Raw genomic sequence first — 15,851 nt, 5'->3', positions numbered from 1 at the left:
TGTTATCCAAAAGCCAGTTTGAGGCCAAGCACAAAAAGCACCAGAGCGAAGACCTTCTTCAAGGTGGCGGACGGCAGCCGGTGGCTGAGCCGCGCACTCAGGCGCGCAAACGGGAAGCTGGTGAGCACTATACCGGCTGTGGCGGGCAAAAACACATAGCCCAGGGCGCCATCGGGCAGGTGCTGCTCATTCCAGCCAGCCACCGCAAACCCCAGCGTGCCGGCAATGGCAATGGGCAGCCCGCAGGCGGAGGAAATAGCCACCGCCTCCTGCATTTTCAATCGACACCAACTCAGAAACGGCACCGTCAACGAGCCGCCGCCGATACCGAAAATGGCGGAACCGGTCCCAATCAGTAACCCGGCCAGGCCCAGCCCCGGCGCCCCGGGCACCCGTTGCGGCAGGCTTTCATCCACCGTTTTACGCCCCACCAGCAACATCTGCAGGGCAATCAGCATGGCAAACAGACCGAACAGACGGGTCAACAGTTCCCCTTTCATGGCATCGGCAATGAATGCCCCGGCGAAGGCACCCAGCACAATGCCTGCCCCCAAACGTAATGCCACCGGCCAGCGCACGAAGCCGGCTTTATGGTGGGTGCGCACGGCACTGATGGAGGTAATGATGATGGTACTCAAGGACGTGGCCACCGCCATTTTGGCGACCAGTTCGTCAGGAAACCCCAGGCCGTGAAACAGGAAAATCAGGGCCGGCACGATGACCACGCCACCGCCCAGGCCCAGCGCCCCAGCCAGCAGGCCAGCGCCCACCCCCACGCCCAGACAGATCAAAAACAGTTCCAGCACAGCCTCTCCAACACAACTCGTGGCAAGGCAGGTATGCTAGCACGGTGGAACGCTGAACGCCGGGCGCTCGAGGCCCGATGCTGAAATCCGTCAGGGACCCAACCGTTGAAACAACAACCCAGCCGCGTTGCTGGCGTCAGGCGTGCGAGAGACAAAAGAAGGAAACCCCATGTGCATTGTTCTGCTCGACTGGCAGCCTGAATCAAACACACCATTAAAAGTCGCCGCCAATCGGGATGAGTTTCATGCGCGGCCGGCGGAAGCGGCGCGCTGGCGCGGGGATATCTTCTGCGGGCTGGACCGAACCGCCGGCGGCACCTGGCTGGGCATCCACCGTAATGGCCGCTTTGCCGTGGTCACCAATTACCGCGAGCCGATCACCGACCGCCAGCCCGGCGAACGCTCCCGGGGCCTGCTGCCTTTCGCTTTTCTGGAAGGGCAACAAAGCCCGGAACAGTTCAGCCACACCCTCGCAGAAGAGCAGCATCACTACGGCGCCTTCAACCTGCTGGTGGGCACGGTAAGCGCAGACAGCACCCGCGACAGCCTGTGGTATCTGGGCAACCGTGGCGCGGCGCCGCAGGCGGTCCAGCCCGGCATTCACGGCCTCAGCAATGGCCTGCTGGACGATCCCTGGCCCAAGGTGGAGCGGGCCAAACAGAACCTGGCCGACGCCATCGCCGCGGGCGGAAATCTGCAGCAGCTGTTGCAGGTGGTTAACGATCATTATCAGCCCAGCGACAGCGAACTGCCTGACACCGGCGTCGGGGTGGAGCTTGAGCGGCTGGTGGCGCCCGTCTTTATCCAGTCGGAAACCTACGGCACCCGCGCCAGCAGCGCCGTAATTCTGGACCGTGAACAGGGGCCGCAAATGCTGGAACAGGTGTGGCAACCGGACGGCCACGCCGCTGGCAATCCGAATCACAGTTTCAGCAACGCTTAGCCACTGTCATTGTTGCCGGCCGGTCCTGAAACCGGCCTGCCCTTACTCCGCGCCCAACATCACCCCGGCATAAAAGCTCACCATTCGCGGATACTGTGCTCTGGACAGGCGCTCGTTGTGGCCATGGAAGCGTGGCAAGTCATCCTGGTTCAGGGCAACCGGCATAAAGCGAAAAATCTGATCGGACACGGCCTGGTAATGGCGCGCATCCGTGCCGGCGATCAGCAGAAAAGGCACCACCACCGGTTGCTCCGGCAAAGACCGGGCGAGGCCCGCCAGACGCTCAAAGGCAGGTGAAGGAATATCGCTGGTCGCTGACGGGTCAGACAGAAAGGTGTCCTGGGGCGTCACGGTGATCGAATCCGGCAACTGCTGTTCCAGATAAGCCAACAAGGATTCCCGGCTTTCCCCTGGCGCCAGGCGAAAATTGATGGTCGCTTCGGCAGTGGCGGGAAGCACATTATCCTTGACCCCGGCACGCAACAGCGTCGGCGACATGGTGGTGCGAACCAGGGCATTGGTTTCCGGTTTGCCGGAGAGTTGTTTGACGATCAAGGGCTCAAACAACCATAGATTGGCAAACACCATTCGCTTGGCAAACGGCTGGTACGGCGCTACCTGCTGCAGCATTTTGCGGGTAGGTTCGCTCAACCCGGCAGGGCGAGGATTATCCTGCAAGGTGGCAATCGCCCTGGCCAGATCCCCCACTGCGGTTTTCGCAGGCGGACGGGACGAATGACCCGGTTCGGCGTGGGCCTGTAGCGTCACCGTCATGTAGCCTTTCTCGGCAATGCCGATCAGCGCCACAGGTTGCTCAATGCCCAGGGTGCTGCCGGGCAACATCATGCCGCCTTCATCCAGCACCAGGCCGAAGCGCAGGTCCTGCTCTGCCATCCAGTCCGCCATGCGGCTGGCGCCTTCACTGCCACCGGTTTCTTCATCGTGACCAAACGCCAGCCACACATCACAGGCCGGTGCACGGTCGTCCGCCAACAAGGCTTCGGTGGCTTCCAGGATCGCCATCAGGCTGCCCTTGTCATCCATGGCACCACGGCCCCAGACAAACTGTGAATCCACCACACCGGCGAAAGGCGGATGCTCCCAGGCGTCCGGTGATGACACCGGCACCACATCCTGATGGGCTAACAGCAACGTCGGCGCGCAGTCTTTTCCGCTATCCCAGTGATAGAGCAGGCTATGGCCGAACGTTTTCAGGGTGAGTCTTGCATGGGTAAGGGGAAAAGACTCACGCAGAAAGTCATGAAAACCATCAAAGGCTTGCGGCTGATCCGGCAAGGTAGCAAATCGCAGGGCACGGGAGAGACGTGCGGTCATCTCGGATTCGTTCAATGCAGATTCAAAAACCGGCAGAGGGATAACCGTTTCGTTGGGCTCTTTTACCTTCAAGGTGTTGAACAACAGCACCGCCAGCAGCACAAGCAACGCCACCACGATCAACAAGAACGCGCGCTTCATGACTCTCTCCCGATAAGTTTTTTTAATTGGTTCATCCAGGGAACCGCTGAATAACACGCTTCTCGCCGTCTGATGCTTTTATCGCAAATACCCGGCACTTTGCAAAATGCTCGACGCCGGATGCCTGACGTAAAACCCCATAACCTGAGAGGCTTCGTTACTGCGGCATCTCCTTTGAGAGGCACTTTCAGGAAAAGTCAGGTAATGCATTTTTCGCAGAGAAAATGGCGGCCAAGGTTTTCAGGTTTGGAAGCCATCGTCCGGCGGTTGCCAGGGCGGTAGAATGAGACGAATCCTGAAGCCGAGGTATCACTCAAGCCCGCGATGAGCCTTTTATTTTTAACGGCGACCCACTCTGTGTGTCAGGACAACACCTTGCGATTTCGCAACAGGTCACCCAGCCCGGCCTTGGTGAGTTGCAAGTCCACGTAAGAGGCGATCACCTCACCGTTATCCATGGCCAGCACTTCATTGAGAAGACGGCGGACAAAGCTGATATTCACCTGACGAATAGCGGCTTTTACCTTCAACAGGTTGGACGCATTCATGGAGAGCACGTCCACGCCCATGGCCATCAATAACAGGGCCGCACTGGGCTCCCCTGCCATCTCCCCGCAGACCGACACCGGCGTATCTTCTTCGCGGGCCTGCTCCACCACATGCAGCAGGGCATGCAGCACCGCCGGGTGATAGGAATTATAAAGCGCCGCCACCTGGCGGTTGTTGCGGTCCACCGCCAGCAGGTATTGCGTCAGATCGTTGGTCCCTACAGAAAGAAAGTCTACCCGCTGGGCCAGGGCGCGGGCCTGATACACCGACGCCGGCACTTCGATCATCACTCCCACCGGCGGCATGGGCACATCCAGCCCTTCATCGCGCACTTCCAGCCAGGCACGGTGGATCAGATGCTGGGCCTCTTCTGCTTCGATCACACTGGTAATCATGGGCAGCATGATGCGTAGATTGTTCAGTCCTTCACTGGCCTTGATCATGGCGCGCACCTGCACCATGAAAATTTCCGGGTGGTCCAGGGTGACACGGATACCCCGCCAGCCCAGGAAAGGGTTTTCTTCCTCTATGGGGAAGTAACTCAGGGATTTATCACCACCGATATCCAGGGTGCGCATGGTGACCGAATGCGGAGCAAACGCCGCCAGCTGCTCGCGATAAATCACTCGCTGTTCTTCTTCCGACGGGAACCGGTCGCGCACCATGAACGGAATCTCCGTGCGGTACAGCCCCACCCCTTCGGCACCCCGTTCCAGTGACCGGTTGATATCGGTCATCAGGCCGGTATTCACCTGCAACTTGATCCTCGTGCCATCCAGCGTTTGCGCCGGTTCGTCACGCAGCTTTTCCAGCCCGGCCTGAAGACTCTCTTCCTCGGCAATGATTTCCTGGAACTGTTGTTTGAGCTCCGGGGAGGCATTGGCCACCACCCGGCCACGGAAACCATCGACGATGATTTCCTTGTCGTCCATTTGTTTGAGCGGCAGATTCTGCGCCCCCACCACGGTGGGGATACCCATGGCCCGCGCCACAATGGCCATGTGCGAATTCCGTGACCCGCGTGTGGTAACAATGCCACGCACCCGTTCACGGGGTACTTCCATCAGCATGGGCGCAGAAATATCTTCGCCGAGCAGAATGCACTCGTCCGGAAAAATCACATGACGCCGGGTCTGGCTCTGCAGCTGAGCCAGCACCCGACGGCCCAGGTCACGCACATCCGCCGCCCGTTCACGCAGGTAGGGGTCATCCATCATTTCGAAATTGCGCACATGGGCATCAACCACCGTGCGCAAGGCGCCCTGGGCCCACTGCCCTTCGCGGATCTGGGCAATCACTTCCGCCGGCAGGGCGTGTCGATCCAGCATGCGCAGATAGACATCAAACAGGGCCTGCTCTTCGGTCCCCAGGGATTTGGATGCCCGCTCGGCCAGATCGCGAACCTCCTGGCGCACCTTCACCAGCGCATCATCCAGCCGGGAAATTTCGTTACTAACATCCTCTACGGCCCGATCCGGCACGGAGGCCAGATCCGCCTCGGGAAACAACAATACGCCGTAACCAATGGCTGCCCCGGCGCAACCGGGCAGGCCGTCATAGAAACTGGGCAGATCGGCGCCTCCGCCCAACTGGTCGAACAGCACCCCTGACGCGTGTGCGTGGGCAATCACCGCCGACAACTGGGCGGAGATCGTCACCAGAAAGGCTTCTTCGCTCTGGTCGAAACGGCGAACATCGCGCTGCTGGACCACCATGATCCCCAGCACCTTGCCGTGATGCATCACCGGCACCCCCAGGAAAGCATGGAAGGCATCCTCCCCGGTTTCCGCCAGATAATGGAATTTGGGGTGAGTAAAAGCGTCTTCCAGGTTGATCGGTTCTTCACGCAGACCCACCTGCCCCACCAGCCCCTCAGACAAGCCCAGGCTCACCTTGCCCACGGCTTCCTGCTTCAACCCTTCCGAGGCCATCAGCACATAGCGCTGCTCGTCCTCATCGCGCAAGTAGATAGAACACACTTCCGTGCCCATGGCATCGCGTACCCGCTTGGCCATCAAATCCAGCGCGCTGGGAATGTCCGCCGCGTTGTTCACTTCCTGAACAATGCGCCGCAGGGTCTCAAGCATCGGACGAGTCTCCAGAGGTAGAAGGATTAGGGGAACGCGCGCCTGGCGTGCCTTTCTTCAGGGCCGGAGCCAGTTCACGCAAGGCACGGGCATAGACCCCGCGCTTGAAATGCACCACCTTGCGAATCGGATACCAGTAGTTGACCCAGCGCCAGTCCTTGAACTCCGGACTATCGCTGGCGAACAGGTCGATGGCCTGCTCCTCCGCCGTCAACTGCAGCAAAAACCACTTCTGCCGCTGGCCAATACAGTGCGGGCGATTACGGGGCCGGCGCAGAAACCGGCGCGGCAAACGATAGGTCAGCCAGCCTTCTGTACTGGCAATAATCTCCACATGTTCCGGCAACAACCCCACTTCTTCTTCCAGTTCACGAAACAGCGTCTCTTCCGGGGACTCCCCGGGCATCATGCCGCCTTGAGGAAATTGCCAGGCGTCACGGTTGCCCACCCGGCGACCCCAGAAAACCCGGCCATCCTGGCCGGCAATAATGATCCCGACATTCAGCCGAAACCCTTTGTCATCAATAATGCCTGTCATGTTGTCTCTTCGAATCCACGCGCAATCGTGGACTCTGGCTCCTTGTCAGCCCATTAAACCTTGCCGGGCAACCTGCGATCAATGCACAACCGTGCAACAAACGCACCAAAACAAACGCAGGGAGCCCCGGACTCAATGAATCCGCCGGTATGACTTGTCATCGGCTTCGCATAAAATGACCCCTTCATTTAAGGAGAGGCCATGACGCTCGCGATTTTCGACCTGGACAACACCCTGATCGGCTGCGATTCCGACCACCTGTGGGGAGACTGGCTGGTAGAGAAAGGCATTGTTGACCAGCAGCTCTACAAGGAAACCAACGACCAGTTCTACGTGGATTACCAGAATGGCCGTCTGGATATCATGGCTTACCTGCGTTTTTCCCTGAAAGTACTGGCCGACAACGATATGGCCCAGCTGCATTTCTGGCGTGAACAGTTTCTCGCCGAAAAGCTCGACAGCATGTGGCTTCCCAAGGCCGAAACCCTGCTGCAGAAACACCGCGACCAGGGCCACACCCTGATGATCATCACCGCCACCAACGATTTCGTGACCGCCCCACTGGCGGACCGGCTGGGTGTGGACCATCTGATTGCCACCGTCGCAGAGTGCCGCCGCGAGCGCTATACCGGCAACGTGGCCGGTACCCCCAGCTACCGCGAAGGCAAGGTGGAGCGGCTGGCGGAATGGCTGAACGCCAACGATGAAACCCTGGAGAACAGCTGGTTCTACAGCGACTCCCATAACGACCTGCCGCTGCTGCGCAAGGTCGACAACCCGGTGGCCGTGGACCCGGACAGTGCCCTTGAGCGCGAAGCCCGGGAACAGGGCTGGCCCGTGATCAGCCTGCGCTAACCGGAATTGTTTATGCGTTTTCTCTTTATGGCATTACTGGCCTGCCTGTTGCTGGCCTGCGACAACAACACCAGTGACGACGCCGGGTCCACACCCCAACCAGTCAGTGACGGCACTCTGACAGAGATTCCCGCTGCACAGTGGCAACAGCAGGCGGACGAACGTTTTACTGACACCGCAAAGGCATGGCAACAGGCGCTAACCCGGTTCGAGCAAAACCCGAATGCAGAAAACCTGACCGCACTACGCGATGCCCTGGCGCAGTGGTATCGGCGCTTTGCCAGCCAGTACCTGCTGCTGGCCAGCCGTGCCTGCCAACAAGACGGGAGCGCCAACCGGCAGGCCATTCTGGCCAGGCTGGACAGCTGGCCCTTATACCCCGGCTATCTGGATGCCCTGCCCGAGTGGCCGGAATCCGGGCTGATCAGTGATCCCTATCTGGAGCTGACCCGCCAGAACCTGCGCCGCCAACACGGCGCCACCGACCCGGCGGAAGCCAGCCTCGGTTTTGCCGCCCTGAGCGTGGTACTCAACGGCACCACCGAAAGCCCCAAAGCGCTGGCAGCGTTCACCGGTGAAGAAGGCATCCCCGCCCGGCGGCGCCAGTACCTGAAACTGGCCGGCGAACAACTGCTCGCCGACCATCAGCAGCTATCACTGAACCGCCCCCTGAACGAGCTGGCACTGCAATGCGGCCTGATGGAAACCCTGGCCCACTGGCAGCAACAGCAAGACCCAACCAGCGAACAGGAAGAAGGACTGCTGATCCCCGCTCTCAGCCTCGCCGTTAATGAAACCGTGTTGCTCGATGCAGTGCAGGCCATGGATCCCGCTGTTATAGCCCGCTGGGACCAGATCAACCCGGGCATCGCCGGCTCAATCAAGCAAAGCGAAGAGAAAGGCTGGGCCCCAATTAAAGCCTGGCTTACCACAGTAAGCATCACCCGCCAGATGCCTGACGCCTAGCCTGAAAGGCGTAATCCGAAATTATTCGGCTTAAGGTCTTGCGCGGGTAACATCGACCCAAGAAGGCGGGCGAGCAGGGCCATACGGCAAACACAAAAAAGCCCCGCCGGGCTCTCACCCGGCGGGGCTTTTAGCTTCCAGACAAACTGTCCTGGAACGGATCTTAGAAGTTGTAGCGGCCGAACACGCCATAGGTATCACGATCGCCACCAACAATGACGCGTGCGCCCAGGTCAACCGCCTGGCTTACCTTGAACAGGCCCTGGCCGTAAACGCCCAGGTCATCATCGTAGAGATCCTGATACGCCAGACCACCGGACAGTTCCAGCTTGTCGGTAGTGGCATGACGCACACCACCACGCACTTCGAAACCGATCTCATCGTCGTTGTTGCCCGGATCATAATCACGATCATCGTAAATAATGTCGGCGCTGGTCACGAAGTCCAAACCACGCTGCAACGGAGTGTGGAAGCCCACACCACCAGAAATCTGGCTACCGTCGAGATCACCATTGCGACCATAGTCACCATCAAAGAAACCCAGGCTACCACGCAGGAACAAGTGCTCGTCCAGCGCAAAGGACCCTTCGGCGCTCAGCGCGTCCACGTCCACATCGTTATCCAGATCCCAGCGGTCGTAGGCCAACTGGCCGTAGCTGTAGGAAAAACCGTTATCACGGACGGCGGAAGTTTGTTGCGCCGCCATGGCCGGGGCAGAAACTGCCAGAGCAATGCCTGACACAAGCAATGTTTTCTTAAACATAAATCGTCCTCACTGATATCGAAAAATTCGGCATCCAAGATGGCCACACTATGTGGTCTTATTGAGCGGTTTGCGTTGTTATGGTTCCGCCTTTATGACGTTTTTATAAAAATTTTCAATGTAACCAGCAATTTATAGCATGCCGTTGACCTTGGGGTTACCCACAGGTTCACAATACAGACTGACATCACCTTCTGGCATCACACCGCGTCACAGGAGCCACCATGCCAATGCCAACACGGACACAGACCCTGCCTGTCAGTGGCGCCACCTGCAAGGGATGCAGCCGCACCATCAACGCGGCACTGGAACAGATTACCGGTGTAGAAAGCGTGACCGTGGATCTGCATGCCCAGCAGGTCACAGTGACAGGAACCGCCTCCAGAAGCGCCCTTCAGGACGCACTGGTACAGGCGGGTTACGGCACCGACGACGATCAGCATGATCAAGACGCACACTGTCGCGATAAACCGGAAAAGGCCGCTGTTACCCCCGCCCAATCGGTGCAACTCAGCATCAGCGGCGCCACCTGCGCCTCCTGTGTGCGCACCATTGAAAATGCCCTGCGCAACACACCCGGTGTCGACAAGGCCGACATGAATTTTGCCGATCGCACCGTTCAGGTCAGCGGCACCGCCAGCACCGAGACGCTGATCAGCGCGGTAACCGATGCCGGTTATGGCGCCGAGCTGCTGGATAACAGCGCAGATCAGCAGGAACAGCAGGAGGCCCGCGAACAGGCCCACTACCACACCCTTATTCGCCACATGGGGCTCGGGCTTGGCCTGGGTGTCCCGTTGATGGCCTGGGGCTTGCTGGGCGGCGACATGATGGTCCGCGCCGGGCAAACCAGTCAGTGGATCTGGCTGGCTATCGGCCTGCTTACTCTGGCGGTGCTGGCCACCGCCGGCCGCCACTTTTTTGTCGGCGCCTGGAAGGCATTTCGAAACCACAACGCCAACATGGACACCCTGATCGCACTGGGCACCGGTGCGGCCTGGCTCTATTCCATGGTGGTCGTCCTGTTGCCCGGCGCCCTGCCGGAAGCGGCCCGGCATGTGTATTTCGAAGCCAGCGCCATGATCATCGGCCTGATCAATCTCGGCCAGGCACTGGAAGTGCGCGCCCGCGGCAAAACCAGCGCTGCGGTGAAACGGCTGCTGGATCTGGGTGCCAAAACCGCGCGGGTGGTCCGCGATGGCGAAGAGCGGGACATCCCCGTGGAGCAAGTTCAGACCGGCGATATTCTCCGGGTTCGGCCCGGTGAAAAAATCGCCGTGGACGGCACGGTGAAAGAAGGCGAGAGCCGCATCGATGAATCCATGCTCACCGGCGAACCCATGCCCGTCAGTAAAAGTGAAGGCGACAACGTCAGCGCCGGCACACTCAATGAAGGTGGCACCTTGCTCTACACCGCCACCGCCGTGGGCAAAGACACCGCCCTTTCACAAATCGTCACGCTGGTAAAAAAAGCCCAGGGTAGCAAGCCCCCGATCGGCCGCCTCGCCGATCAGGTATCGGCGGTGTTTGTCCCCACCATCATGCTGATCGCCATCGCCGCCGCGCTGGTGTGGTTCAATGTGGGCCCGGAACCGCGCCTGACACACATGCTGATCAGCGCCACCACCGTGCTGATCATCGCCTGCCCCTGTGCGCTGGGCCTGGCCACACCCATGTCCGTGATGGTGGGGGTCGGCAAGGCGGCAGAATACGGCATCCTGATTCGTCAGGGGGAAGCCCTGCAAACCAGCAGCCAGCTGGACACCATCGTTCTCGACAAGACCGGCACCATCACCGAAGGCAAACCTGCCGTCACCGATATCATCTGCGCAGAGGGGCAACAGGAAGATACCGTGCTCAAACTTGCGGCCAGCCTGGAAAGCGGTTCGGAACATCCGCTGGCCACAGCGATTCTCAACGAGAGCAAACAGCGAGAAGTATCGCTGGACGACGTCACTCAATTTCAGGCCCTGAACGGCAAGGGAGTCACTGCCACCCTCAATGGCAAGGCGTATCGACTGGGCAATCGGCGCTGGTTGGAGAATGAAGGGGTGAACATCAACCTCGACAGCACGCCCCTCACCGACAAGGGCGCCACGCCGCTGTTCTTGTCGGAGCAGAAAACCCTGCTCGGCATCATCGGTGTCGCGGATCGTATTAAAGACGACTCCAAAGCCGCTATCACCCGGCTTAAGGAACAGGGACTAAAGGTCATCATGATTACCGGCGACATTGCCGCCAGCGCCAACGCCATTGCCGAACAAGCCGGCGTGGATGAGGTGATGGCGGAAGTGCTGCCGGAAGACAAGGCCAAAAAAGTGCAGGCCCTGCAGGGCGAAGGCCGCAACGTAGCCATGGTCGGCGATGGCATCAACGATGCCCCGGCCCTGGCCCAGGCGGATGTGGGCTTTGCCATTGGCACCGGCACCGACGTGGCCATCGAATCCGCAGCCATCACCCTGATGGGGGGCTCACTGCATGGCGTGGCCGATGCCATGGCGATCTCGTCAGCCACGGTACGCAATATCAAACAGAATCTGTTTGGCGCCTTTGTCTATAACAGCCTGGGCGTGCCCGTGGCGGCCGGCATACTCTACCCGCTCACCGGCAGCCTGCTCAGCCCGGTGATCGCCGGGGCCGCCATGTCGCTAAGCTCCGTCACCGTGGTCACCAACGCCAACCGGTTACGCTTTTTCAAACCCAAACACACGAACGGGACGACCCCATGACACCGGAACAACTTGCCGCCCAACTGCGTCACCCCAACGGCGAGGAAGGCAACACAGTCGCAGACAACATGGATGACCGTAACAGTCCGGTGATTCTCGCCGCCTATGCGGCATTGGCCCCCGCCGACGGGGACCGGATTCTGGAAATTGGTCCCGGTGGAGCCGGCCACCTTCCCGGCCTGCTGGCGCAGGCGGATAACCTGCACTACACCGGACTGGATGCCTCCCGCGACATGGTGCTGCGCGCCCGGGAGCGCTACCTGGGCGAAACCCGCGCCGCCTTTATCCACGGCGCGCTCACCGACGCGCCCCTGGCGCCCGCCGCCATGGACCGCATCGTTGCGGTGAACGTGGTGTATTTCTGGCAACCGCTCGCACCGGCCCTGCACGCCTTGTTCCTGCTGCTGCGCCCCGGCGGCACCCTGGTGCTGGGCCTGCGTGATCACAACAGCATGGCCAGCCTGCCCGTCTTCCAGCACGGCTTTTCCACCTACCACGGACCAGAGCTGCAGCACGCCCTGGAACAGGCCGGGTTTACCGACACCACGCTGGCCACCTTCGCGGAAGACAGCGTCGATGTACTCGGCGACACCATGCACAAGCAGTCCGTCATACTTACCGCCCGCAAACCCCGGGAGACGACACCATGAATATTCTCGTCAATCTGGCCGGCCTGATGTTGATGGCGCTGGTGGTCTGGTGGTTCTGGTTATCGCAGCGCAAAACCGCCGCACCGTCAGCCACCCACGAAACCACCATTATTGTCGAAGACGGGGTCTATACTCCGGCCTCCATTCGCGCCAACGCCGGCGAATCGTTGACCCTGCATTTCGACCGGCGCGATCCATCACCCTGTGCCGAGCAGGTGATATTTCAGGGGCTCGACACCAGTGAATTTCTGGAAACCGGCAAAACCACCACGCTGACCCTGAATCACCTGCCGGCGGGAACGTTCCGATTCACCTGCCAAATGCAGATGTATCAAGGCACACTGATAGTAGACTGACCGCAACACGCAACACGCAACACGCAACACGCAACACGCAAACAATGATGAGGACTTGCCGTGAAAAAAATACTGGTTGTTTTAACTACCCTGTTGATGGCTGCCTGTGGCGAAGAAGCGACGGCACCGGCAGAAACCCCCTCTGCCGGCCAACCGGCCGCACAGGTAGCAGCCACTGACAAGGTGCTGGAAGTGTATAAATCCCCCACCTGTGGCTGCTGCGGCGCCTGGGTGGAACACATGGAAGCCAACGGCTACGCGGTCAAGGTGCATGAGCAACAGAACCTGCAATCCATCAAGGAAAAAGCCGGCATTCTGCCCGGCCAGGGTTCCTGCCATACCGCCTTTATCGACGGCTACGCCATCGAAGGGCACGTGCCCGCAGCCGATGTGGATCGCCTGCTGGAAGAACGCCCGGATGCCCGCGGCCTCACCGTCCCCGGCATGCCGGTGGGCTCACCCGGCATGGAAATGGGCGACCGCAAAGACGCCTACGACGTGCTGTTGTTTGATGAAAACGGCACCGAGGTGTTCAGCCACCATCCGGGGAATTAGCCCAAGTTCAAAGTTGAAAGTTCAAAAGCGCGAGAAAGGGCTTGCCATCTTTTATGCCTTGCCCGCGCCCCTATACGTTGAACCGCGAAGCCCCAAGCCGCCAATCAGTCACGGGCATCAACTTCGCGTTTCAACTTTAAACTTTGAACTTTCAACTGCTTGCCGCCCAATCGCATCTCACTGCTGCCCCTCTCTTCAACCTGTCATGGCAACCCTCTAAAGTGTCTGCTTTGCGTGTAACGAGATCCTGAATGCTCCCTTTTTACGACTGGCTGTTGCTGGCCAGCATCTGTGCCCTGGGGGCCATGGCCCCCGGCATCAGCCTGGCGGTGGTGACCCGCCACACCCTACACGGAGGCCACCGGGCCGGCGCGATCGCAGGCGTGACCCACGCCCTTGGCATCGGCATCTGGGCGGCGGCCACCGTCACCGGCATGGCCATCCTGTTCCACCGTTACCCGGTACTGGAGCAGCTTTTTTCCATGGCCGGGGCCATGTTCCTGTTGTGGATGGCATGGAAAAGCTGGCAGGCCGGCCGCGAGCCGCTACCCGCCGCGGATTCAAGCAAGCGCAGCAGCGTGCTTCGCGGCGCCGCCCGGGACGGATTCATGGTGGCGTTCCTCAATCCCAAGGTGGCCCTGTTTTTCCTCGCCGTGTTCAGCCAGTTTCTTGAAGCGGACATGAGCCACCTCGCCCGGGCCCAAATCGTACTCACCGCCATGTTTATCGATGGCGGCTGGTATGTGCTGGTGGCCATCCTGCTGGGACGCAGCCGCTTTCTGCCCTGGTTACGCGACCACCACCACTGGGTGGAGCGAGCCACCGCCGTGCTACTGGTGATCATCGCCGCCAGTGTGGTCATCAATTCACTGATCCGAACCGCTTGACCTTGGGGTTACCCCAAGGTCAATAATGCAAGCATGTCACGTGTATCGAGAAGACAATGCCGGGCGATGATCGCCACCTTGCTCGCCACCACCCTGATGGTGGTGAGCAGCTTGCTGTCTGCCAATACACTCACCATGGCCATGTCCACGGCTACCGACAGCCCCATGACGCCCTCCTCCATGACACACTGTCACCACTCTGCCGACACGCCCGACGGTGACATGACCGCCGGCCACGACATGGCGCAGATGCAGGCCTGCGAAGGCAGCGACAGCTGCCAATGCATCACCCTGTGCCAGATCACCGCTGCCAGTGACACTGCCTTCGTGGCAAATGCCTTTATCCCCTCGCCCCCCGGCACAGACTCCCTCATTACAACGGTTCACGCCGGCATCCATCGCCTGCCGTTACGCCCACCGTCCCTGTCTGTTTGAGCTGATTTTTTTCTCAAACAAACAGGAGTATTCCAATGAAAACGCAATCGCAGATTTCCCTGCCACGACGTCGTTTCGTGCAGGGCCTGGCACTGGGTGCCGCCGGGCTGGGGCTTGGCCTCAACGCCCGTCAACTACTGGCCAGCCAGGGCCATACCGGCGCCCCGACCCTCACCGGTGATACTTTTCACCTGACGCTGGGCGGAACCGACGTCAATATCACCGGTAAGACCCGCCCGGCCACCACCATTAATGGCGGCATTCCCGGCCCGACCCTGCGCTGGAAAGAAGGTGACACCATCACCCTCAAGGTGACCAACCTGTTGCCTGAAACCAGTTCCATACACTGGCACGGCATTCTGCTGCCCTTCCAGATGGACGGCGTGCCGGGGTTGTCCTTCGATGGCATCGCCCCCGGCGAAACCTTTACCTATCGCTTTACCGTAAAACAAAGTGGCACCTACTGGTATCACAGCCATTCCGGCTTTCAGGAACAAACCGGAATTTATGGCGCCATCGTGATTGACCCTCGCGAGGCGACCACACACACCGAAGCGCGTTATCACGCGGACCGTGACGAAGTGATTCTGCTCTCTGACTGGAGCGATGAAGATCCTCAGCATATTTACGCCACACTGAAAAAACTCAGCCATTACTACAATTTCAATGAGCGCACCGTATTCGACACGCTGAGTGATTTCCGCAACAAAGGGGTGATCGAAACGCTCAAGGACCGGCAAATGTGGAACAGCATGCGCATGAGCCAGAGCGACCTGGCGGACGTGACCGGCTACACCTATACCTACCTGATGAACGGGCAAAGCCCCGCCAACAACTGGACCTGCCGATTCAAACCCGGCGAACGCATCCGCCTGCGCTTCATCAACGCCAGCGCCATGACCTTCTTCGACATTCGCATTCCCGGCCTCGACATGACCGTGGTCGCCATGGACGGCCAACCGGTAAACCCGGTGGATTTCCATGAATGCCGACTGGGCGTGGCAGAAACCCTGGATGTGATCGTGGCCCCGAAAGCCGATCAGGCCTACACCCTGTTCGCCCAGAGCATCGACCGCAGCGGCTTCGTACGCGGCACGCTAACACCGGATGCCGCCCTCTCCGCTGCGGTGCCTGACATGGACGCGCCCCCGCCACTGGGCCACACCGAAATGGGCATGGGCGCTATGGACCATCAAGCTTCGGGTCATCAATCCATGAGTCATGGCGCCATGGACCATGACGGCATGAAAATGGGG

15 protein-coding genes are annotated in these 15,851 nt (G+C 59.9%); 10 read left to right on the top strand and 5 right to left on the bottom strand.

The genetic code is table 11. The annotated features are described in order from the left end of the window. Nucleotides 1-2: 2 nt before the first annotated feature. Nucleotides 3-806 carry a sulfite exporter TauE/SafE family protein gene (locus A3730_RS25305; RefSeq protein ID WP_156501356.1) on the bottom strand — a complete coding sequence of 268 codons (804 nt, stop codon included), beginning with the start codon at nucleotides 804-806 and terminating at the stop codon, nucleotides 3-5. A 169-nt stretch (nucleotides 807-975) separates the two neighbouring features. Between A3730_RS25305 and A3730_RS25300 the strand changes: the two genes are divergently transcribed. Next, nucleotides 976-1,749: an NRDE family protein gene (locus A3730_RS25300; RefSeq protein ID WP_063521231.1), complete on the top strand. Its 774-nt coding sequence runs from the start codon at nucleotides 976-978 to the stop codon at nucleotides 1,747-1,749. Between the two features lie 42 nt (nucleotides 1,750-1,791). Here the strand turns inward: A3730_RS25300 and A3730_RS25295 are convergent, their stop codons facing one another. The 3 genes from A3730_RS25295 to A3730_RS25285 form a co-directional block, all read right to left on the bottom strand. Beyond that, complete coding sequence (locus A3730_RS25295; RefSeq protein ID WP_063521230.1) at nucleotides 1,792-3,225, bottom strand: M20/M25/M40 family metallo-hydrolase; 1,434 nt, start codon at nucleotides 3,223-3,225, stop codon at nucleotides 1,792-1,794. A 362-nt stretch (nucleotides 3,226-3,587) separates the two neighbouring features. Further along, complete coding sequence (gene ptsP, locus A3730_RS25290) at nucleotides 3,588-5,861, bottom strand: phosphoenolpyruvate--protein phosphotransferase (RefSeq protein WP_063539244.1); 2,274 nt, start codon at nucleotides 5,859-5,861, stop codon at nucleotides 3,588-3,590. Beyond that, a complete protein-coding gene (locus A3730_RS25285) occupies nucleotides 5,854-6,399 on the bottom strand; it encodes an RNA pyrophosphohydrolase (protein WP_063520174.1) in 546 nt (181 codons plus the stop codon). The genes ptsP and A3730_RS25285 overlap by 8 nt, the downstream gene beginning before the upstream one ends. Before the next feature lie 201 nt (nucleotides 6,400-6,600). Here A3730_RS25285 and A3730_RS25280 point away from each other — a divergent pair, with 201 nt between their 5' ends. Together A3730_RS25280 and A3730_RS25275 are read left to right on the top strand one after the other, a co-directional pair. Beyond that, on the top strand, nucleotides 6,601-7,254 hold the full coding sequence (locus A3730_RS25280) for an HAD family phosphatase (protein WP_063520173.1): 654 nt from the start codon (nucleotides 6,601-6,603) through the stop codon (nucleotides 7,252-7,254). Between the two features lie 12 nt (nucleotides 7,255-7,266). Further along, nucleotides 7,267-8,220, top strand: a complete 954-nt coding sequence (locus tag A3730_RS25275) for an imelysin family protein (RefSeq protein WP_063520172.1) — start codon at nucleotides 7,267-7,269, stop codon at nucleotides 8,218-8,220. A 163-nt stretch (nucleotides 8,221-8,383) separates the two neighbouring features. On the opposite strand, the gene A3730_RS25270 is transcribed toward A3730_RS25275, so the two are convergent. Beyond that, entirely contained in the window at nucleotides 8,384-8,983 is a 600-nt protein-coding gene (locus A3730_RS25270; RefSeq protein WP_063520171.1) for a hypothetical protein, read from the bottom strand. Nucleotides 8,984-9,207: 224 nt separating this feature from the next. On the opposite strand from A3730_RS25270, the gene A3730_RS25265 reads away from it, so the two are divergent. The 7 genes from A3730_RS25265 to A3730_RS25235 all read left to right on the top strand — a co-directional run. Then, nucleotides 9,208-11,712, top strand: coding sequence for a heavy metal translocating P-type ATPase (locus A3730_RS25265; protein WP_063539243.1), 2,505 nt, complete (start codon nucleotides 9,208-9,210; stop codon nucleotides 11,710-11,712). Beyond that, a complete protein-coding gene (locus A3730_RS25260; protein ID WP_063520578.1) occupies nucleotides 11,709-12,362 on the top strand; it encodes a class I SAM-dependent methyltransferase in 654 nt (217 codons plus the stop codon). Before A3730_RS25265 ends, A3730_RS25260 begins: the two co-directional genes overlap by 4 nt. Further along, nucleotides 12,359-12,718, top strand: a complete 360-nt coding sequence (locus tag A3730_RS25255) for a cupredoxin domain-containing protein (protein WP_063520579.1) — start codon at nucleotides 12,359-12,361, stop codon at nucleotides 12,716-12,718. The genes A3730_RS25260 and A3730_RS25255 overlap by 4 nt, the downstream gene beginning before the upstream one ends. A gap of 60 nt (nucleotides 12,719-12,778) precedes the next feature. Beyond that, nucleotides 12,779-13,273: a DUF411 domain-containing protein gene (locus A3730_RS25250; RefSeq protein WP_231884044.1), complete on the top strand. Its 495-nt coding sequence runs from the start codon at nucleotides 12,779-12,781 to the stop codon at nucleotides 13,271-13,273. Between the two features lie 251 nt (nucleotides 13,274-13,524). Continuing rightward, nucleotides 13,525-14,160: a LysE family translocator gene (locus A3730_RS25245; RefSeq protein WP_063521679.1), complete on the top strand. Its 636-nt coding sequence runs from the start codon at nucleotides 13,525-13,527 to the stop codon at nucleotides 14,158-14,160. Nucleotides 14,161-14,193: 33 nt separating this feature from the next. Continuing rightward, complete coding sequence (locus A3730_RS25240) at nucleotides 14,194-14,595, top strand: hypothetical protein (protein WP_231880792.1); 402 nt, start codon at nucleotides 14,194-14,196, stop codon at nucleotides 14,593-14,595. A 35-nt stretch (nucleotides 14,596-14,630) separates the two neighbouring features. Further along, on the top strand, nucleotides 14,631-15,851 hold a 1,221-nt coding region (locus A3730_RS25235; protein ID WP_156501355.1), incomplete at its 3' end, for a copper resistance system multicopper oxidase.

The organism is Alcanivorax sp. HI0044, assembly GCF_001634945.1.
This window is presented reverse-complemented; position numbering and strand designations above follow the sequence as displayed.